Origin of the sequence: Pseudomonas sp. ESBL9, assembly GCF_036668715.1 — a bacterium.
Lineage (GTDB): Bacteria > Pseudomonadota > Gammaproteobacteria > Pseudomonadales > Pseudomonadaceae > Aquipseudomonas > Aquipseudomonas lundensis.
In genome coordinates this window covers 75,813-95,514 of record NZ_JAZEVV010000002.1, presented here as the reverse complement: position 1 = coordinate 95,514, position 19,702 = coordinate 75,813, and the positions used below count along the sequence as shown (strand labels likewise).

Annotated in this window: 20 protein-coding genes; all 20 read left to right on the top strand. The window is 55.2% G+C overall.

Going from position 1 to position 19,702, the window contains the following annotated elements; genetic code table 11:
• The first annotated feature begins 504 nt into the window (after positions 1–504).
• The 20 genes from rpmH (at position 505) to glmU (ending at position 19,702) form a co-directional block, all read left to right on the top strand.
• Positions 505–639, top strand: coding sequence for a 50S ribosomal protein L34 (rpmH, locus tag V6F78_RS06920; RefSeq protein WP_003213577.1), 135 nt, complete (start codon positions 505–507; stop codon positions 637–639).
• 16 nt (positions 640–655) lie between these two features.
• Positions 656–1,057, top strand: a complete 402-nt coding sequence (gene rnpA / locus V6F78_RS06915) for a ribonuclease P protein component (RefSeq protein WP_202969404.1) — start codon at positions 656–658, stop codon at positions 1,055–1,057.
• Positions 1,050–1,295, top strand: coding sequence for a membrane protein insertion efficiency factor YidD (yidD, locus tag V6F78_RS06910; RefSeq protein ID WP_048402126.1), 246 nt, complete (start codon positions 1,050–1,052; stop codon positions 1,293–1,295). Before rnpA ends, yidD begins: the two co-directional genes overlap by 8 nt.
• Positions 1,296–1,297: 2 nt before the next feature.
• Positions 1,298–2,983, top strand: coding sequence for a membrane protein insertase YidC (gene yidC / locus V6F78_RS06905; RefSeq protein ID WP_047278991.1), 1,686 nt, complete (start codon positions 1,298–1,300; stop codon positions 2,981–2,983).
• An 81-nt stretch (positions 2,984–3,064) separates the two neighbouring features.
• Complete coding sequence (gene mnmE / locus V6F78_RS06900) at positions 3,065–4,432, top strand: tRNA uridine-5-carboxymethylaminomethyl(34) synthesis GTPase MnmE (RefSeq protein ID WP_047296573.1); 1,368 nt, start codon at positions 3,065–3,067, stop codon at positions 4,430–4,432.
• 205 nt (positions 4,433–4,637) lie between these two features.
• Complete coding sequence (locus tag V6F78_RS06895) at positions 4,638–6,254, top strand: ABC-F family ATP-binding cassette domain-containing protein (protein WP_332726908.1); 1,617 nt, start codon at positions 4,638–4,640, stop codon at positions 6,252–6,254.
• A 490-nt stretch (positions 6,255–6,744) separates the two neighbouring features.
• Positions 6,745–8,637, top strand: coding sequence for a tRNA uridine-5-carboxymethylaminomethyl(34) synthesis enzyme MnmG (mnmG, locus tag V6F78_RS06890; protein WP_047279736.1), 1,893 nt, complete (start codon positions 6,745–6,747; stop codon positions 8,635–8,637).
• Positions 8,634–9,278, top strand: coding sequence for a 16S rRNA (guanine(527)-N(7))-methyltransferase RsmG (rsmG, locus tag V6F78_RS06885; RefSeq protein ID WP_047279727.1), 645 nt, complete (start codon positions 8,634–8,636; stop codon positions 9,276–9,278). The genes mnmG and rsmG overlap by 4 nt, the downstream gene beginning before the upstream one ends.
• A gap of 18 nt (positions 9,279–9,296) precedes the next feature.
• Positions 9,297–10,088: a ParA family protein gene (locus V6F78_RS06880; RefSeq protein ID WP_047278999.1), complete on the top strand. Its 792-nt coding sequence runs from the start codon at positions 9,297–9,299 to the stop codon at positions 10,086–10,088.
• A 9-nt stretch (positions 10,089–10,097) separates the two neighbouring features.
• Positions 10,098–10,970 carry a ParB/RepB/Spo0J family partition protein gene (locus V6F78_RS06875; protein WP_047296568.1) on the top strand — a complete coding sequence of 291 codons (873 nt, stop codon included), beginning with the start codon at positions 10,098–10,100 and terminating at the stop codon, positions 10,968–10,970.
• Between the two features lie 147 nt (positions 10,971–11,117).
• Complete coding sequence (locus V6F78_RS06870) at positions 11,118–11,525, top strand: F0F1 ATP synthase subunit I (protein ID WP_332726907.1); 408 nt, start codon at positions 11,118–11,120, stop codon at positions 11,523–11,525.
• A gap of 16 nt (positions 11,526–11,541) precedes the next feature.
• A complete protein-coding gene (gene atpB, locus V6F78_RS06865) occupies positions 11,542–12,411 on the top strand; it encodes a F0F1 ATP synthase subunit A (protein WP_047279004.1) in 870 nt (289 codons plus the stop codon).
• Positions 12,412–12,531: 120 nt separating this feature from the next.
• Positions 12,532–12,789 carry a F0F1 ATP synthase subunit C gene (gene atpE, locus V6F78_RS06860; RefSeq protein WP_002555987.1) on the top strand — a complete coding sequence of 86 codons (258 nt, stop codon included), beginning with the start codon at positions 12,532–12,534 and terminating at the stop codon, positions 12,787–12,789.
• A 57-nt stretch (positions 12,790–12,846) separates the two neighbouring features.
• The gene (locus V6F78_RS06855) at positions 12,847–13,317 is read left to right on the top strand and encodes a F0F1 ATP synthase subunit B (RefSeq protein WP_047279006.1); all 471 of its coding nucleotides are present in this window, start codon (positions 12,847–12,849) and stop codon (positions 13,315–13,317) included.
• A gap of 12 nt (positions 13,318–13,329) precedes the next feature.
• A complete protein-coding gene (locus V6F78_RS06850) occupies positions 13,330–13,866 on the top strand; it encodes a F0F1 ATP synthase subunit delta (RefSeq protein WP_047279008.1) in 537 nt (178 codons plus the stop codon).
• 21 nt (positions 13,867–13,887) lie between these two features.
• On the top strand, positions 13,888–15,432 hold the full coding sequence (gene atpA, locus V6F78_RS06845) for a F0F1 ATP synthase subunit alpha (protein ID WP_047279010.1): 1,545 nt from the start codon (positions 13,888–13,890) through the stop codon (positions 15,430–15,432).
• A gap of 50 nt (positions 15,433–15,482) precedes the next feature.
• Positions 15,483–16,343, top strand: coding sequence for a F0F1 ATP synthase subunit gamma (atpG, locus tag V6F78_RS06840; RefSeq protein ID WP_019409117.1), 861 nt, complete (start codon positions 15,483–15,485; stop codon positions 16,341–16,343).
• Between the two features lie 27 nt (positions 16,344–16,370).
• Positions 16,371–17,747: a F0F1 ATP synthase subunit beta gene (atpD, locus tag V6F78_RS06835; RefSeq protein WP_047279012.1), complete on the top strand. Its 1,377-nt coding sequence runs from the start codon at positions 16,371–16,373 to the stop codon at positions 17,745–17,747.
• 53 nt (positions 17,748–17,800) lie between these two features.
• The gene (locus tag V6F78_RS06830) at positions 17,801–18,220 is read left to right on the top strand and encodes a F0F1 ATP synthase subunit epsilon (protein ID WP_371264276.1); all 420 of its coding nucleotides are present in this window, start codon (positions 17,801–17,803) and stop codon (positions 18,218–18,220) included.
• 114 nt (positions 18,221–18,334) lie between these two features.
• Positions 18,335–19,702 (top strand): bifunctional UDP-N-acetylglucosamine diphosphorylase/glucosamine-1-phosphate N-acetyltransferase GlmU, encoded by a 1,368-nt coding sequence (gene glmU / locus V6F78_RS06825; protein ID WP_094990997.1) that lies wholly within the window; start codon positions 18,335–18,337, stop codon positions 19,700–19,702.

Here is a 19,702-nt window from a genome sequence, read left to right as displayed (position 1 = left end):
CGTTCACTTATCCACATGTAGGTTGCCTGTCTATAAGGAAGGATTCGGTTTTTATCCCTGAATAAAGCGACAAATGGTAGGTGCATAAGGTCTGTGGATAAGCGGGCCTAAGCCCGTTGCACAAGTGGGGGTGAAACGTTGTGCATAAGTCGCCTGTGGATAAAGAGCCCTTTCATGCACAGCTTTTCCGACGGTGCGGCACAGGCAGAGCACGGCTTGTGGACAACCTTTTGAATCGCTGAAAGCCCTTTCCCATATGGCCTACAGCGTTTTATCCACAGATACCGGGCTCTGTAAGAGTAGTTAGTTCTTTAAAAGAGCTTTAAATAAAACGTTTTTTAATTTCTATAGCTACGCCGTGAGAGGGCTGTGTAAAAAAGCCCACATCTATTTACCAGGAAAGGTTGGTTGGAAATTGACCTATTGGCTTGCATTCTCTAGAATCGCCGGTCTCTTAAAACGGGGGCCATTCCGGCCCGTTGTGGACGAACCAGGTAGCACGACATGAAACGTACTTTCCAACCAAGCACTATCAAACGCGCCCGCACTCACGGTTTCCGTGCACGCATGGCTACTAAAAACGGCCGTGCCGTCCTGTCGCGTCGCCGCGCCAAAGGCCGTGCGCGTCTGGCAGTTTGATAATCAGACAATGGTGGTGAGTCAGGACTTCAGTCGGGAAAAGCGGTTACTCACTCCCCGGCATTTCAAGGCAGTCTTTGACTCCCCCACCGGCAAGGTACCGGGGAAAAATCTCCTGCTCCTTGCGCGCAGTAACGGTCTCGATCACCCCCGCTTGGGGTTAGTGATCGGTAAAAAGAGCGTAAAGCTCTCCGTTCAGCGCAATCGCCTTAAGCGTTTGATGCGTGAATCGTTTCGTCTCCACCAGGATTCACTGGTCGGTTGGGATATCGTTATCGTCGCGCGCAAAGGTTTGGGTGACGTAGAGAACCCCGAATTGATTCAGCATTTCGGCAAACTCTGGAAGCGCCTGGCGCGTAATTCGCCAGTTCCAGCGGTTAACTCCGAAACTGTAGGGGTAGGCAGTCCTGATGCGTAAACTGGCACTCGTTCCGATCCAGTTTTATCGTTATGCCATTAGTCCTTTGATGGCCAGCCACTGCCGTTTCTACCCCAGTTGTTCCTGCTACGCGTTGGAAGCCATCGAAAATCATGGCGTTCTTCGCGGCGGCTGGCTGACCTTTCGTCGTTTAGGTCGCTGTCACCCGTGGAATCCCGGTGGTTATGACCCGGTTCCACCTATCCCTACCTCCCGTTCTTCTTCGATGGCCGAGTAATCATGGATATTAAACGCACGATCCTGATCGTCGCCCTGGCAGTCGTGTCCTACGTTATGGTTCTCAAATGGAACCAGGACTATGGTCAGGCTGCTCTGCCGACTCAGAATGTTGCCGCCAGCAGTACCACCGCGCCGGCTTTGCCCGACACGGTTCCAGGTAACAACGCTTCCAACAGTGCTGATGTCCCTAGCGCCACGGCTGATACCAGCACGCCGACCGAAACACCGGTTGCTGCTAGCAAAGACTTGATCCACGTAAAAACTGACGTACTGGACATCGCAATTGATCCACAGGGCGGCGACATTGCCCAATTGCGTTTGCCACTGTACCCGCGCCGTCAGGACCACCCGGATGTTCCATTCCAGTTGTTCGATAACGGCAACGAGCGTACCTATCTGGCGCAAAGCGGCCTGACAGGCAAGGATGGCCCGGATGCACGTTCTACCGGTCGCCCGGTTTTCAGCACCGAGAAAAAAACCTATGAGCTGGCCCCAGGCCAGGATCAATTGGTTGTTGATCTCAAATTCAGCGAAAACGGCGTCAACTACATCAAACGTTTCACGCTCAAGCGTGGCCTTTACGATGTACAAGTCACTTATCTGATTGATAACGAGAGCGGCAAGCCGTGGAACGGCAACCTGTTCGCGCAATTGAAACGTGACGCCAGCTCCGATCCTTCGTCCAGCACCGCGACCGGTACTGCTACTTACCTGGGCGCTGCCCTGTGGACAAGTGCAGAACCGTATAAAAAAGTGTCGATGAAAGACATCGACAAAGGTCAGCTTAAAGAGACCGTTGAAGGTGGTTGGGTCGCCTGGCTGCAGCACTACTTTGTAACGGCGTGGATTCCTCAGAAAGGCGATAACAACGTCGTTCAGACCCGCAAAGACAACCAGGGCAACTACATCATCGGTTTCACTGGCCCGACGTTGACCGTTGAACCGGGTAAAACCGCTGAAACCAGCGCCACCCTGTATGCAGGTCCAAAGAGCCAGGGTGTACTCAAAGAGTTATCCCCAGGTCTGGAACTGACAGTCGACTACGGCATCCTGTGGTTCATTGCCCAGCCAATTTTCTGGCTGCTGCAACATATCCACAGCATCGTGGGTAACTGGGGTTGGTCGATCATCTTCCTGACCATGCTGATCAAAGGGATCTTCTTCCCGCTGTCGGCCGCCAGCTACAAGTCGATGGCTCGCATGCGCGCTGTGGCGCCAAAACTGGCCGCTCTGAAAGAGCAGTTCGGTGATGACCGTCAGAAAATGTCGCAAGCAATGATGGAGCTGTACAAGAAAGAGAAGATCAATCCACTGGGCGGCTGCTTGCCGATTCTGGTGCAGATGCCTGTCTTCCTGTCCTTGTACTGGGTACTTCTGGAAAGTGTTGAAATGCGCCAGGCGCCGTTTATGCTCTGGATTACCGACCTGTCGATCAAAGACCCGTTCTTCATTCTGCCGATCATCATGGGTGCAACCATGTTCATCCAGCAGCGTCTGAACCCGACACCTCCGGACCCGATGCAGGCCAAGGTGATGAAGTTGATGCCGATCATCTTCACCTTCTTCTTCCTGTGGTTCCCGGCTGGTCTGGTGCTGTACTGGGTTGTGAACAACTGCCTGTCCATCGCTCAACAGTGGTACATCACGCGTAAAGTTGAAGCGGCTACCAAAAAAGTCGCCGAGTAACTTACTCTGGTAAGCACCACTCAAAACGCCCCCTAGTGGGGCGTTTTGCTATCTGACACTTTTGTTTTCGAGGCCCGTTTTATGAGTGTTCCGGCTGAAACCATTGCCGCTGTGGCAACCGCCCAAGGGCGAGGTGGTGTGGGGATCGTGCGCATTTCCGGTCCACTCGCGAGCAAGGCTGCACAAGCGTTCAGTGCACGCGAGCTCAAACCGCGTTATGCCCATTACGGGCCGTTTTATGGTGAAAACCGCGAAGTGCTGGATGAAGGCATTGCCTTGTACTTCCCGGGGCCCAACTCATTCACAGGCGAAGACGTCCTGGAATTGCAGGGACATGGCGGGCCTGTCGTGCTCGATATGCTCCTGCAACGCTGCATGGAGCTGGGCTGTCGACTGGCCCGTCCGGGGGAATTCAGCGAACGCGCTTTTTTGAATGACAAACTCGACCTGGCCCAGGCCGAAGCCATTGCCGACCTGATCGAGGCGAGTTCTGCACAGGCCGCGCGCAATGCACTGCGATCGTTGCAGGGCGCGTTTTCGCAGCGTGTGCATAACTTGACCGAGCAACTCATCAGTCTGCGGATTTACGTTGAGGCCGCGATTGATTTTCCGGAAGAAGAAATCGATTTTCTGGCCGATGGTCATGTCCTTGGCATGCTGGACAAGGTTCGCGACGAGTTATCCACCGTTCAGCGCGAAGCCGGGCAGGGTGCCTTGCTGCGCGACGGGATGACGGTTGTGATTGCGGGGCGGCCAAACGCGGGGAAATCCAGCCTGCTCAATGCCCTCGCAGGGCGTGAGGCGGCCATCGTGACTGAAATTGCCGGCACGACACGCGATGTGTTGCGCGAACATATCCACATTGATGGCATGCCGCTGCACGTGGTGGACACGGCGGGTTTGCGCGATACCGAAGATCACGTTGAGAAAATCGGTGTGCAACGTGCCCTCAAAGCCATTGGTGAAGCCGACCGCGTGTTGCTGGTCGTCGATGCGACGGCTCCGGAAGCCGATGATCCGTTTGCACTGTGGCCAGAGTTTTTGGAACAGCGTCCCGATCCGTCGAAGGTCACGCTGATTCGTAATAAAGCCGACCTGACGGGGGAAGCCATTGCACTGGAAGTCAGCGAAGATGGCCATGTCACCATCAGCCTGAGCGCACGTTCCACTGAAGGTCTGGATTTATTGCGTGAGCATCTGAAAGCCTGCATGGGGTACGAACAAACCTCAGAGAGCAGTTTCAGCGCCCGGCGGCGGCACCTTGAGGCCCTGGGGCATGCCAGTGCTGCGTTGGAGCATGGTCGGGCGCAACTGACCCTGGCTGGCGCCGGGGAACTGCTGGCTGAAGACTTGCGACAGGCCCAACATGCATTGGGAGAGATCACAGGCGCATTCAGTTCAGATGACCTACTGGGCCGGATTTTCTCCAGTTTCTGTATCGGCAAGTGATGCGGATAGCGGCTGTGTCAGTCAACTCACGCAGCCGCCGTTGAACCGACTCAATAAAAGGCATCCTCATGCCTTTTCAACTGCTAGAGTTTTTGCATTCCTACAGAGGTATTAGTCCAATGCGCCATTGATGCCGCCGCGATGTTAGCGGCCAGTTCTTGTTCCCCTCCTGGCAGGGGCCGTTCTGCGCATCTTTGGAGTACATATGACTCACGCCACCTATGTGACGCTTGAAGGCGTTTCGTTACATCTGCCCGATGGCAGACCACTCTTCACGCAACTTGACCTACAGCTGGACCAACCACGCATGGCGCTGGTGGGGCGCAATGGTGTGGGGAAAAGTCTGTTGGCCCGCTTGATCGCCGGGGCCATCTTGCCCACAACCGGGCGCTGCCTGCGAGCAGGCTCTGTGTACTACCTGGGTCAGTACATGACTGAAGAACCTGGTTGCACAGTCGCGGATCTTTTGCGCGTCAAACCAGTGGTCCAAGCGCTGGAACGCATGGAGCAGGGCCATTACTCGCCGCTTGATCTCGACCTCATCGGTGATCAGTGGATGCGGCGTGAACACCTGCTGAATGCGTTGGCCAACGCGCACTTGTCACACCTCACACTGAACACGCCAGTCGCCTCACTGAGTGGCGGCGAAGCCATGCGGGTTGCTCTACTAGGGGCGTTTGCGTCTAAAGCGGATCTGTTGATTCTTGATGAACCGACCAACCATCTGGATGCCTGTCACCGACAGCTGTTGAGCGAGCAGCTGGATAAATGGCCGAAAGCGGTGCTGGTCATCAGTCATGACCGCGTTTTACTGGAGTCCATGCAGTGCATTATCGAGTTATCGTCGCAAGGGCTAATTCGCTACAGCGGCGGCTATTCGAGTTATGCACAGGCCAAGGATTTACAACAAAAGCGTGCCCAGCAGAGGTTGGAGCGGGCCAAGGTTGAACAAAAACGTGAAGCACAGGCATTGCGTGCGCAACGAGAAAATCTCGAACGCAAACAGGCCCGGGGTCAAAAACAGGCCAGTGACTCCAACCAGGCAAACATCCTGTTGGGTCGACAGAAACAAAGAAGCCAGCTAACCCACGGCAAGGTGCTTAAGCAGCAAGACGCAACCCTTCAAACGTTGGCCACGGAGGTGAAGGCAGCCGCGTTAGGGGTGGAAGAACCACACAGCATCTTTATCCAGCCTGCCAAAACACGTTCAAATGCTCCTGTGCGCAGTGCCGAATTGATCGAGGCGCGCTTGCCTTTTGCAGCGGCCGATGAAGATTCCCTCAACCTGATGTTGACTCGCGGGCAACGAATAGCCGTATCCGGGCCTAACGGTTGCGGCAAGTCGACCTTGTTGAAGGTGCTGGCGGGGCACTTGCCCTTGATTTCGGGGGTATGCACAAGGTTTGTACACACCGCTTACCTTGACCAGACTCTGTCATGCCTGTCGCCACGGCGTTCCAGCCTTGAACAGCTGCAATCCCTTAATCCTGCCATCCACCAAGGGGAGTTGCGCACATGGCTGGCGCAGCTTGGTCTGGGCGCACACCAAATCCACCTTCCATGTGCGCAACTCAGTGGGGGGGAGCGTTTAAAAGCAGCTATGGCATGTGTGTTTTACAGGGCTCAGCCCGTATCGCTGTTATTGCTCGATGAACCGACCAACCATCTGGATCTGGCTTCCATCCAGGCGCTAGAAGTCATGCTCAAGCACTACACGGGCACCTTGGTGATCGCCTCACATGACCACCACTTTATCCGTGCGTCAGAGGTCACTCACACGCTGAAGCGCATCGCTAACGGCTGGCAAATCGCACAGTCTTGATTACCCCTTCATCACCAAACCCGACCTTGCATTCAAAAATCGTCTGACTCTGATGGGGACTGACGGTTTTCTGCTGCCTGAAAGACAGAAGAATGGCTATTTTCTGTGGATTAAGCCCTGTGCATAACTGGGCCACAGCTCGGTGGGTAAGTAGGGTTCAAAACTGAAGATAACCTCGCCTGTGGATAATCCACTGTAATATCCACAGGCTTAAGGCACTTATCCCATCCCCTCATGGGCACATGACCACAGACTTTTGATTCTCTGTACAGTACGTAAAATAAGGCCTTCAAAGATCTATCCACAGAAAAGTAGCTGCATAGAAATAAACATAAAAACAAAGCTTTAATAAATTTCTTCTTTATTTATTTTTCTATCTTGCCTTATCCACAGCTGGTTAAATTTTGTGCAAAGGGTTCTTTAAGAAGGGCGAAGTCCCTATACTTCGCGGTCTATCCAAAACTCCCTAGAAACAGGCACGAGGTGCGTGGTGAATTTCCCTTCCCGTTTTGCAGTGATCGTCATCGGCGGCGGTCACGCCGGAACCGAGGCTGCACTTGCTTCAGCGCGCATGGGCGTAAAAACCCTGTTGCTGACCCACAACGTGGAAACCCTCGGGCAAATGAGCTGCAATCCTGCAATCGGCGGGATCGGCAAAAGTCATCTGGTTAAAGAAATCGACGCCCTCGGCGGCGCGATGGCGACGGCTACCGATAAAGGCGGTATCCAGTTCCGCGTACTCAATGGCCGCAAAGGTCCTGCGGTGCGGGCAACACGTGCTCAGGCGGACCGCATCCTCTACAAGGCCGCAGTGCGTGAAATCCTCGAAAATCAGCCCAACCTGTGGATATTTCAACAGGCCGCTGATGATTTGATCGTTGAACAGGATCAGGTACGTGGCGTTGTGACCCAAATGGGTCTGCGTTTCATGGCCGATGCCGTGGTGTTGACCACCGGCACATTCCTGGGCGGACTTATCCACATCGGTATGCAGAACTATTCGGGCGGACGCGCGGGTGATCCGCCGTCTATCGCCTTGGCTCAACGCCTGCGTGAATTGCCTTTGCGGGTGGGACGCTTGAAAACCGGCACACCGCCGCGTATCGATGGCCGCTCTGTCGATTTTTCGGTCATGACCGAACAGCCTGGGGATACGCCGATTCCGGTGATGTCGTTCATGGGCAACAAGGAACAGCACCCGGCGCAGGTCAGTTGCTGGATTACCCATACCAACGCGCGGACTCACGAAATCATTGCCTCCAACCTTGATCGTTCACCGATGTATTCGGGGGTGATCGAAGGTATCGGGCCGCGTTATTGCCCCTCCATCGAAGACAAGATCCATCGCTTTGCCGACAAAGAAAGCCATCAGGTCTTCATCGAACCGGAAGGCTTGACCACCCACGAGCTGTACCCGAACGGGATTTCAACTTCCTTGCCGTTCGATGTGCAAATTCAGATCGTGCAATCGATTCGCGGTATGGAAAACGCCCACATCGTGCGTCCGGGTTATGCCATCGAGTACGACTATTTCGATCCGCGTGACCTGAAATACAGCCTTGAAACCAAGGTGATCGGCGGTTTGTTCTTCGCCGGTCAAATCAACGGTACTACCGGTTACGAAGAAGCCGGCGCCCAGGGTTTATTGGCGGGAACCAACGCCGCGTTGCTCGCACAAGGCAAAGAAAGCTGGTGTCCGCGTCGCGATGAAGCCTACATCGGCGTATTGGTCGATGACCTGATTACCTTGGGCACTCAGGAACCGTACCGGATGTTTACCTCCCGGGCGGAATACCGTTTGATCCTGCGTGAAGACAACGCCGACATGCGCTTGACTGAGAAAGGCCGTGAGTTAGGGCTGGTCGATGACGCTCGTTGGGCAGCTTTTTGCGACAAGCGCGAAAGCATTGAGCGCGAAGAACAGCGCTTGAAAAGCACTTGGGTTCGTCCAGGCACGGAACAAGGCGACGCCATTGCTGCCAAATTCGGTACGCCGCTTACCCACGAGTACAACTTGCTGAATTTGCTGACCCGTCCTGAGATCGACTACGCCGGTTTGGTTGAAGTGACTGGGCAGGGCGCTATTGACCCGCTGGTTGCTGAGCAAGTTGAAATCAAAACCAAATACGCGGGCTACATTGATCGCCAACAGGATGAAATAGCCCGGCTGCGGGCCAGTGAAAATACCAAATTGCCTGTGGATATCGATTACACGACCATCTCCGGTCTGTCGAAAGAGATCCAGAGCAAGCTGGGTGCCACACGCCCTGAGACACTGGGTCAGGCTTCGCGGATTCCTGGCGTCACCCCGGCTGCGATTTCCCTGTTGATGATTCACCTGAAAAAACGCGGCGCAGGCCGCACGTTGGAGCTAAACGCTTGAGTTCGCTGGTCACTGCACAACACGCCGAAGAGTTATCCACAGGTGCACGCCTGCTGGGCGTCAATCTGACCGAAACCCAGCATCAGCAACTGCTGGGTTATCTGGCCCTGTTGATCAAATGGAACAAGGCTTACAACCTCACGGCTGTGCGTAACCCTGACGAGATGGTGTCGCGCCATTTGCTCGACAGCCTGAGTGTGATGTCTTTCATCGAAAACGGCCGTTGGCTGGACGTCGGCAGCGGAGGCGGCATGCCCGGCATCCCTCTGGCGATTTTGTTCCCGGACTCCCAAGTCACGTGTCTGGACAGCAACGGCAAGAAAACCCGTTTTCTGACCCAAGTGAAACTTGAGCTTCAGCTGGGCAATCTTCAGGTTATCCACAGTCGAGTTGAAGAATATCAACCTGAGCTGCCGTTCAATGGCATTGTGTCCAGAGCTTTCAGCAGCATGGAGAACTTCACTCATTGGACTCGCCATCTGGGCGACAGCGAAACACGCTGGTTGGCCATGAAGGGCGTTCATCCTGCTGATGAGCTGGTAGCATTGCCCACTGATTTTCGTCTAGATAGCGAACACGCCTTGACCGTACCGGGTTGCCAAGGCCAACGCCATCTGCTGATACTGCGCCGCACGGCATGATTGGGAACGCACGCAAGAATGGCTAAGGTATTCGCAATAGCGAACCAAAAGGGTGGTGTGGGTAAGACCACCACCTGTATCAACCTCGCGGCATCGCTGGTCGCTACCAAGCGTCGGGTGTTGTTGATCGACCTTGATCCACAAGGCAACGCCACCATGGGTAGCGGTGTGGATAAGCATGGTCTTGAAAATTCGGTATACGACCTGTTGATCGGTGAGTGCGATTTGGCCCAGGCCATGCACTATTCCGAGCACGGTGGTTACCAGTTGCTGCCGGCCAACCGGGATCTCACGGCGGCGGAAGTCGTGCTGCTTGAGATGCAGATGAAAGAAAGCCGTCTGCGTACAGCGTTGGCACCGGTTCGAGAAAGTTACGATTACATCCTGATCGATTGCCCCCCGTCACTGTCGATGCTGACCTTGAACGCGCTGGTGGCTGCCGATGGGGTCATTATCCCCATGCAGTGCGAATACTTTGCGCTGGAAGGGTTGAGCGACCTTGTGGATAACATCAAGCGCATCGCAGAACTGCTGAACCCTAACCTGAAGGTCGAGGGCCTGTTGCGTACCATGTACGATCCGCGCCTGAGCCTCATGAACGATGTATCGGCCCAGCTCAAAGAGCATTTCGGCGGTCAGCTCTATGACACGGTGATCCCGCGCAACATTCGTTTGGCCGAGGCTCCGAGTTACGGAATGCCGGCGCTGGCGTATGACAAAAACTCCCGTGGCGCGATTGCTTACCTGGCCCTGGCGGGCGAGTTGGTTCGTCGTCAACGTCGTAGCTCCCGCCCTGTTCAGCCAACTTAAGGAAATCCCATGGCCGTCAAGAAACGAGGTCTAGGACGCGGACTGGATGCACTGCTCAGTGGTCCTACGGTCAGCTCGCTGGAAGAGCAAGCGGTCAAGGTTGATCAAAGTGAATTGCAGCATTTGCCACTGGACCTGATCCAGCGCGGTAAATATCAACCGCGCCGTGACATGGACCCGCAAGCCCTCGAAGAACTTGCCAACTCGATCAAATCCCAGGGCGTGATGCAGCCGATCGTGGTGCGCCCGATTGAAGGCAACCGCTTTGAAATCATTGCGGGCGAACGTCGCTGGCGTGCCAGCCAACAGGCGGGCAAAGAGACCATCCCGGCGATGGTGCGTGATGTACCGGACGAAACCGCCATCGCGATGGCATTGATCGAGAACATTCAGCGCGAAGATCTCAATCCGATCGAAGAAGCCATTGCCTTGCAGCGTTTGCAGCAAGAGTTTCAACTGACTCAACAACAAGTGGCTGATGCGGTGGGTAAGTCCCGCGTGTCTGTGGCTAACTTGTTGCGTTTGATTTCCCTGCCTGACGTGATTAAAACCATGCTGTCGCACGGTGACCTTGAAATGGGTCATGCCCGTGCGTTGCTCGGTTTGCCGGAAATTCAGCAGGTTGAAGGGGCGCGACACGTTGTCGCACGCGGACTGACCGTACGTCAGACCGAAGCGCTGGTGCGTCAGTGGTTGAGCGGCAAACAGGAGCCTGCCGAACCGGTTAAACCTGATCCGGACATTGCACGTCTGGAACAGCGACTGGCTGAACGCCTAGGCTCTGCGGTGCAGATCCGCCACGGAAAGAAGGGAAAGGGCCAATTAGTAATTGGTTACAATTCTCTGGATGAGCTCCAGGGTGTGCTTGCACACATCCGCTGAAACAATTCCTCGTGTAGCGCGCAGTCGGAAATCACTACCTGACAGTTGAATAGGGGATTAAGCACCCCTATACTCTGCGCGCATTTTGTCGGCACAAATTATGCCAAGTTATTACTTTTGGCAGCCGACCTTTGAGGAGCAGATGTGATGGAAACACGCACGCCAAACCGCTTGCCGTTCCATCGCCTGGCGGTTTTTCCGGTTTTACTGGCTCAATTTTTCGTTTTATTGCTAGCTGCTCTGGGGCTCTGGCAATGGCATGGAGTTGTCGCCGGATATTCGGGACTCTGCGGAGGCCTGATTGCTTTGCTACCCAATGTGTATTTTGCTCACAGAGCTTTCCGGTTTTCCGGCGCTCGAGCAGCGCAAGCCATCGTGCGGTCGTTTTACGCCGGCGAGGCGGGCAAATTAATTTTGACGGCAGTGCTGTTCGCGCTGACGTTTGCAGGTGTGAAGCCATTGGCGCCGTTAGCAGTATTTGGCGTCTTCGTGCTGACCCAACTGGTCAGCTGGTTCGCTCCCCTGCTAATGAGAACAACACTTTCGAGACCTTAGGGCGTTTGAGGCAACCATGGCAGAAACAACCGCTTCGGGCTATATCCAGCACCACTTACAGAACCTGACCTTCGGGCAGCTACCTGATGGCGGCTGGGGCTTTGCTCACACCGTTGCAGAAGCTAAAGAAATGGGCTTTTGGGCATTCCACGTCGATACACTCGGCTGGTCGCTGTTTGTAGGCCTGATCTTTATCCTCGTTTTCCGCATGGCGGCCAAGAAGGCAACTTCCGGTCAACCAGGCGCACTGCAGAACTTCGTAGAAGTGCTGGTGGAATTCGTTGATGGCAGCGTCAAAGACAGTTTCCACGGCCGCAGCGCTGTAATTGCTCCGCTGGCGCTGACCATTTTCGTGTGGGTGTTCCTGATGAACGCCATCGACTTGATCCCGGTGGACTGGATTCCTCAGTTGGCCATCCTGATCACTGGCGATGAGCACTTCCCGTTCCGTGCCGTACCGACGACTGATCCGAACGCTACCCTGGGCATGGCCCTGTCGGTATTCGCGCTGATCATCTTCTACAGCATCAAGATCAAGGGCATCGGCGGCTTCATCGGCGAACTGACCCTGCACCCGTTTGGCAGCAAGAACATTTTTGTTCAGGCGCTGCTGATTCCGGTGAACTTCCTGCTCGAATTCGTGACGTTGATTGCCAAGCCAATCTCGCTGGCACTGCGTCTGTTCGGCAACATGTACGCTGGCGAGCTGGTGTTTATCCTGATCGCCGTAATGTTCGGCAGCGGCCTGCTTTGGCTTAGCGGTCTGGGCGTGGTGCTGCAATGGGCGTGGGCTGTATTCCACATCCTGATCATCACCTTGCAAGCGTTCATCTTCATGATGTTGACCATCGTTTACTTGTCGATGGCGCACGAAGAGAACCACTAAGGTCCGTTTCGGCGAGCCTGGTGCCCCTCTCGCTTCGGTGAGAGGGTGTCGCAAAATGATTTTGTTTTACCGCTTTAATCTAAAAACCTAAACCATACGACGTAAAAGTCGGGAGGAAAGATGGAAACTGTAGTTGGTCTAACCGCTATCGCTGTTGCACTGTTGATCGGCCTGGGCGCACTGGGTACTGCAATTGGTTTCGGCCTGTTGGGCGGCAAGTTCCTGGAAGGCGCTGCGCGTCAACCAGAAATGGTTCCAATGCTGCAAGTTAAAATGTTCATCGTTGCCGGTCTGCTCGACGCCGTAACCATGATCGGTGTTGGTATCGCACTGTTCTTCACCTTCGCTAATCCCTTCGTTGGTCAACTCGCTGGCTAATCACTCGAATTTTCGAGTTGATTAGAGTGATGGACAACGAACGAGCGAGGTGTTGGCGTGAACATTAATGCAACCCTGATTGGCCAGTCCGTTGCGTTCTTCATTTTTGTACTGTTTTGCATGAAGTTCGTGTGGCCTCCGGTCATCGCGGCATTGCAAGAACGTCAGAAGAAGATTGCGGCTGGACTGGACGCTGCTAACCGAGCAGCTCGCGACCTGGAGTTGGCCCAAGATAAAGCGGGTCAGCAACTGCGCGAAGCTAAGGCTCAAGCAGCTGAAATCATTGAGCAAGCCAAGAAACGCGGTACTCAGATCGTAGACGAAGCCCGTGAACAGGCTCGCGTTGAAGCTGACCGTGTGAAGGCTCAGGCTCAGGCCGAGATCGAACAGGAACTGAACAGCGTCAAAGACGCCCTGCGTACCCAATTGGGTGGCTTGGCTGTTGAAGGTGCTGAGAAGATCCTGGGTGCCACAATCGATCAAAACGCGCACGCGGAGCTGGTTAATAAACTGGCTGCTGAAATTTAAGCGAGGGCGATCATGGCAGAATTGACCACGTTGGCCCGACCTTACGCTAAGGCAGCCTTCGAGCACGCCCAGGCCCACCAGCAACTGGCCTCTTGGTCAGCCATGCTCGGCCTGGCTGCAGCAGTGTCGCAAGACGACACTATGCAGCGCGTGCTCAAGGCCCCGCGACTGACGAGCGCAGAAAAGGCCGCCACATTTATTGATGTGTGCGGCGACAAGTTCACTGTAGAAGCACAGAACTTCATCCATGTCGTTGCCGAAAACGACCGTCTCCCGCTGTTGCCGGAGATCGCCGCTCTGTTTGACCTGTACAAGGCCGAACAAGAGAAATCGGTAGACGTTGAAGTGACCAGTGCTTTTGCATTGAACCAAGAACAGCAAGACAAACTCGCCAAGGTTCTCAGTGCACGACTCGACCGGGAAGTGCGCCTGCAAGTTGCGGAGGATGCCAGCCTGATAGGTGGTGTCATCATCCGCGCCGGCGACCTGGTTATCGATGGCTCGGTTCGCGGGAAACTCGCAAACCTTGCCGAAGCATTGAAATCTTGAGTTTGAAGGGGCAGCAGAGCAATGCAGCAACTCAATCCTTCCGAAATAAGTGAAATTATCAAGGGCCGCATCGAAAAGCTCGATGTGACCTCTCAAGCCCGCAACGAAGGCACTGTCGTCAGCGTATCTGACGGCATTGTGCGGATTCACGGTCTGGCCGACGTAATGTACGGCGAAATGATCGAGTTTCCGGGCAGCGTCTTCGGCATGGCGCTTAACCTTGAGCAAGACTCTGTAGGTGCCGTAGTACTGGGCGCATACACGACTCTGGCTGAAGGCATGAGCGCCAAGTGCACCGGCCGCATCCTGGAAGTTCCGGTTGGTAAGGAACTGCTGGGTCGCGTTGTCGACGCACTGGGTAACCCAGTTGACGGCAAAGGTCCGCTGAACAACACCGAGACCGATGCGGTCGAGAAAGTTGCTCCAGGCGTGATCTGGCGTAAGTCGGTAGACCAGCCTGTACAGACTGGCTACAAGGCTGTCGATGCCATGATTCCTGTCGGCCGTGGCCAGCGTGAGCTGATCATCGGTGACCGTCAGATCGGTAAAACCGCTCTGGCGATCGACGCGATCATCAACCAGAAAGACAGCGGCATTTTCTGTGTATACGTAGCGATCGGTCAGAAGCAATCGACCATCGCCAACGTGGTTCGCAAGCTGGAAGAAAACGGCGCGCTGGCTAACACCATCGTCGTGGCTGCCAGTGCTTCCGAATCCGCAGCGCTGCAGTTCCTGGCACCGTACTCCGGTTGCACCATGGGCGAATACTTCCGCGACCGCGGTGAAGACGCACTGATCGTTTATGACGATCTGTCCAAGCAAGCAGTGGCTTACCGCCAGATTTCCCTGCTGCTGCGCCGTCCACCAGGCCGTGAAGCTTACCCAGGCGACGTGTTCTATCTCCACTCCCGTCTGCTGGAGCGCGCATCCCGCGTTTCGGAAGAATACGTAGAGAAGTTCACCAACGGCGCAGTGACCGGCAAAACCGGTTCCCTGACCGCACTGCCGATCATCGAAACACAAGCTGGCGACGTTTCCGCGTTCGTTCCGACCAACGTGATTTCCATCACTGACGGTCAGATCTTCCTGGAATCGGCCATGTTCAACTCGGGCATCCGTCCTGCAGTGAACGCCGGTGTTTCGGTATCCCGTGTGGGTGGTGCCGCTCAGACCAAGATCATCAAGAAGCTGTCCGGTGGTATCCGTACCGCTCTGGCTCAGTACCGTGAACTGGCGGCATTCGCCCAGTTCGCTTCTGACCTGGACGAAGCGACCCGTAAGCAACTTGAGCATGGTCAGCGCGTTACCGAGCTGATGAAGCAGAAGCAATATGCACCAATGTCGATCGCTGACATGGCGCTGTCGCTGTATGCCGCTGAGCGTGGGTTCCTGACTGACGTCGAAATCACCAAGGTCGGCAGCTTTGAACAAGCGCTGATTGCTTACTTCAACCGCGATCACGCCGATTTGATGGCGAAGATCAACGTGAAGGGTGACTTCAATGACGACATCGACGCTGGCATGAAAGCCGGTATCGAGAAGTTCAAGGCCACCCAAACCTGGTAAGCCGCAGCGGGAGCCGCAAGGCTCCCGCTTGCTAACCTGATAGGTGTTACATGGCAGGCGCAAAAGAGATTCGCAGTAAGATTGCGAGCATCAAAAGCACGCAAAAAATTACCAGCGCCATGGAAAAAGTGGCGGTCAGCAAAATGCGCAAGGCACAAATGCGCATGGCTGCTAGCCGTCCTTATGCGGAGCGCATCCGCCAGGTTATTGGGCATTTGGCCAACGCCAACCCGGAATACCGCCACCCTTTCATGATCGACCGCCCTGTTAAGCGTGTTGGTTATGTTGTAGTGAGCAGTGACCGTGGTTTGTGCGGTGGTTTGAATACCAACCTGTTCAAGGCTTTGGTCAAGGACATGGCGGTAAACCGCGAAAACGGCGCCGAGATTGATCTGTGCGTGGTCGGCAGCAAGGGTGCGGCTTTTTTCCGTAACTTCGGCGGTAACGTCGTCGCTGCCATCAGCCATCTGGGTGAAGAACCGTCGATCAATGATTTGATCGGCAGCGTTAAGGTGATGCTGGATGCTTACCTGGAAGGCCGTATTGATCGCCTGTCCGTGGTGTCCAACAAGTTCATCAACACCATGACGCAACAGCCGACTGTGGAGCAATTGATTCCACTGGTGGCGACCCCGGATCAAGAACTCAAGCACCACTGGGACTACCTCTACGAACCAGACGCCAAAGAGCTGCTTGACGGCTTGATGGTGCGTTACGTGGAATCGCAGGTATACCAGGCGGTGGTCGAGAACAGTGCAGCTGAACAAGCTGCGCGGATGATCGCAATGAAGAACGCCACTGACAACGCCGGTGATTTGATCAGCGATTTGCAGCTGATCTACAACAAGGCGCGTCAGGCTGCGATCACCCAAGAGATCTCGGAAATCGTCGGCGGCGCTGCCGCGGTTTAACGGTTCAAATATTCAGAGGATCCAGCTATGAGTAGCGGACGTATCGTTCAAATCATCGGCGCCGTGATCGACGTGGAATTTCCACGCGAAAACGTACCGAGCATCTACAACGCGCTGAAAGTACAAGGCGCGGAAACAACTCTGGAAGTTCAGCAACAGCTGGGCGACGGCGTTGTTCGTACCATTGCGATGGGTTCCACCGAAGGCTTGAAGCGCGGTCTGGACGTCATCGACACTGGCGCAGCCATCTCCGTACCGGTCGGTAAAGCGACTTTGGGCCGGATCATGGACGTACTGGGCAACCCGATTGACGAAGCTGGCCCGATTGACACCGAAGAGCGTTGGGGCATTCACCGTCCTGCACCGTCCTTCGCTGAACAAGCTGGCGGCAACGATCTGCTGGAAACAGGCATCAAGGTTATCGACCTGGTTTGCCCGTTTGCAAAAGGCGGTAAGGTGGGTCTGTTCGGTGGTGCCGGTGTAGGCAAAACCGTAAACATGATGGAACTGATCCGTAACATCGCCATGGAACACAGCGGTTACTCCGTGTTCGCTGGTGTGGGTGAGCGTACTCGTGAGGGTAACGACTTCTACCACGAGATGAAGGATTCCAGCGTACTGGACAAAGTGGCACTGGTTTACGGTCAGATGAACGAGCCGCCGGGTAACCGTCTGCGCGTAGCACTGACCGGCCTGACCATGGCCGAGAAGTTCCGTGACGAAGGTAACGACGTACTGTTGTTCGTTGACAACATCTACCGTTACACCCTGGCCGGTACTGAAGTATCCGCACTGCTGGGCCGTATGCCTTCCGCAGTAGGTTACCAGCCGACCCTGGCCGAAGAGATGGGTACTCTGCAAGAGCGTATCACTTCGACCAAAAGCGGTTCGATCACCTCCATCCAGGCGGTATACGTACCTGCGGATGACTTGACTGACCCGTCGCCTGCAACCACGTTTGCCCACTTGGACGCGACCGTTGTACTGTCCCGTGACATCGCCTCCCTGGGTATCTACCCGGCGGTTGATCCACTGGATTCGACTTCGCGCCAGCTGGATCCGAACGTCATCGGCCAGGAACACTACGACACCGCTCGTGGCGTTCAGTACGTATTGCAGCGTTACAAAGAACTGAAGGACATCATTGCGATCCTGGGTATGGACGAGCTGTCGGAAACCGACAAGCAGTTGGTATCCCGTGCTCGTAAGATCCAGCGTTTCTTGTCTCAGCCGTTCTTCGTGGCTGAAGTCTTCACTGGCGCTTCGGGTAAATACGTTTCCCTGAAAGACACCATTGCTGGCTTCAAAGGCATCCTCAACGGTGACTACGACCACCTGCCAGAACAAGCGTTCTACATGGTCGGCGGCATCGAAGAAGCGATCGAGAAAGCCAAGAAACTGTAATTCGGGCGCCCGGAAACGGGCGCTAATCAGGTTGAGGCAATCAGATGGCTAATATGACAGTCCATTGCGATATCGTCAGCGCGGAAGGAGAAATCTTTTCCGGTCTGGTTGAGATGGTGATTGCGCACGGCAGCCTGGGTGATCTTGGTATCGCTCTGGGTCACGCTCCGCTGATCACTGAACTCAAGCCAGGTCCGATCCGCCTGATCAAACAGGGTGGGGAAGCCGAGGTGTTTTACATCTCCGGTGGTTACCTCGAGGTTCAGCCGAACATGGTCAAGGTGCTTGCCGACACCGTGCAACGTGCTGCCGACCTGGATGAAGCCTCCGCTCAGGAAGCCGTCAAGGCTGCCGAGAAGGCCCTGAACGAAAAAGGCGCAGACTTCGATTACGGAGCTGCGGCTGCACGACTGGCCGAGGCCGCAGCTCAGCTGCGCACCGTCCAGCAGATCCGCAAGAAGTTCGGCGGCTAAGCTGCCTGCTTCATTGTGTGATTGATTAAAAAGGGTAGCCTCGGCTACCCTTTTTCTTTTTCCGCGAAATACTTTTGGTCGCATCCGCTGACCACCCAGGATTGGTAGCCAGTCATGTCTCTCGATATCGTAATTCTCGCCGCAGGTCAGGGCACCCGCATGCGTTCGGCCTTGCCCAAGGTTCTGCACCCGGTGGCCGGTAACTCCATGCTGGGTCATGTTATCCACAGCGCCCGCCAACTGAAGCCAAACGGGATTCATGTCGTTATCGGTCATGGGGCGGACAGGATCCGCGAGCGCCTCGCCGCGGACGATTTGAACTTTGTGCTGCAAGACCAGCAATTGGGCACCGGTCACGCAGTGGCCCAAGCCCTACCCTTTTTGACGGCAGAGAATGTCCTGATCTTGTACGGCGACGTACCGTTGATTGAAGTCGACACGTTGCAGCGGTTGCTCAAGCACGTAACGCCGCAACAGTTGGGCTTGCTCACAGTCAACCTGGATGATCCGACCGGGTACGGCCGCATCGTGCGTGACGCAGCCGGCAAGGTGAGTGCGATTGTTGAGCACAAGGATGCAACTGAAGCCGAGCGCACCATTACTGAAGGCAATACTGGCATCCTCGCCGTTCCGGCCAGCCGTCTGGGTGACTGGATGAGCCGGTTGTCCAATAACAACGCGCAAGGTGAGTATTACCTGACTGACGTGATTGCCATGGCCGTGAACGATGGCTTGATCGTCGCCACGGAACAACCGCACGACGCGATGGAAGTGCAGGGCGCCAATGATCGTAAGCAGCTGGCGGAGCTGGAACGTCATTATCAACAACGTGAAGCGCGTCGTTTAATGGCGTTGGGGGTCACCTTGCGCGACCCGGCACGCTTCGATGTTCGAGGTGACGTAACCGTGGGACGTGATGTGCTCATCGACATCAACGTTATCCTCGAAGGTCGCGTGGTCATCGAAGACGATGTGGTCATTGGGCCGAATTGCGTGATCAAAGACAGCGTCTTGCGTAAAGGGGTCGTGGTCAAAGCCAACAGCCATCTCGATGGTGCGGTGATGGGCGAGGGCAGTGATGCCGGCCCCTTTGCGCGCCTGCGTCCAGGCAGCGTGCTCGATGCCCGGGCCCATGTGGGTAACTTCGTCGAATTGAAAAACGCCCATCTGGGTGAAGACGCCAAATGCGGCCATCTGACCTACCTTGGGGATGCCGAGGTTGGCGCACGCACCAACATTGGTGCTGGCACCATTACGTGCAATTACGATGGCGCCAACAAGTGGAAAACCGTGCTGGGCGCTGATGTCTTTATTGGTTCCAATAACTCACTCGTAGCGCCTGTGGATATCTTAGACGGTGCAACCACGGCCGCCGGTTCGACGATCAATCAAAACGTACCGGCCGAACACCTTGCCGTTGGTCGGGCACGGCAGCGCAACATCGAAGGTTGGAAACGCCCGGTTAAGCAGCCAAAGGCGTGA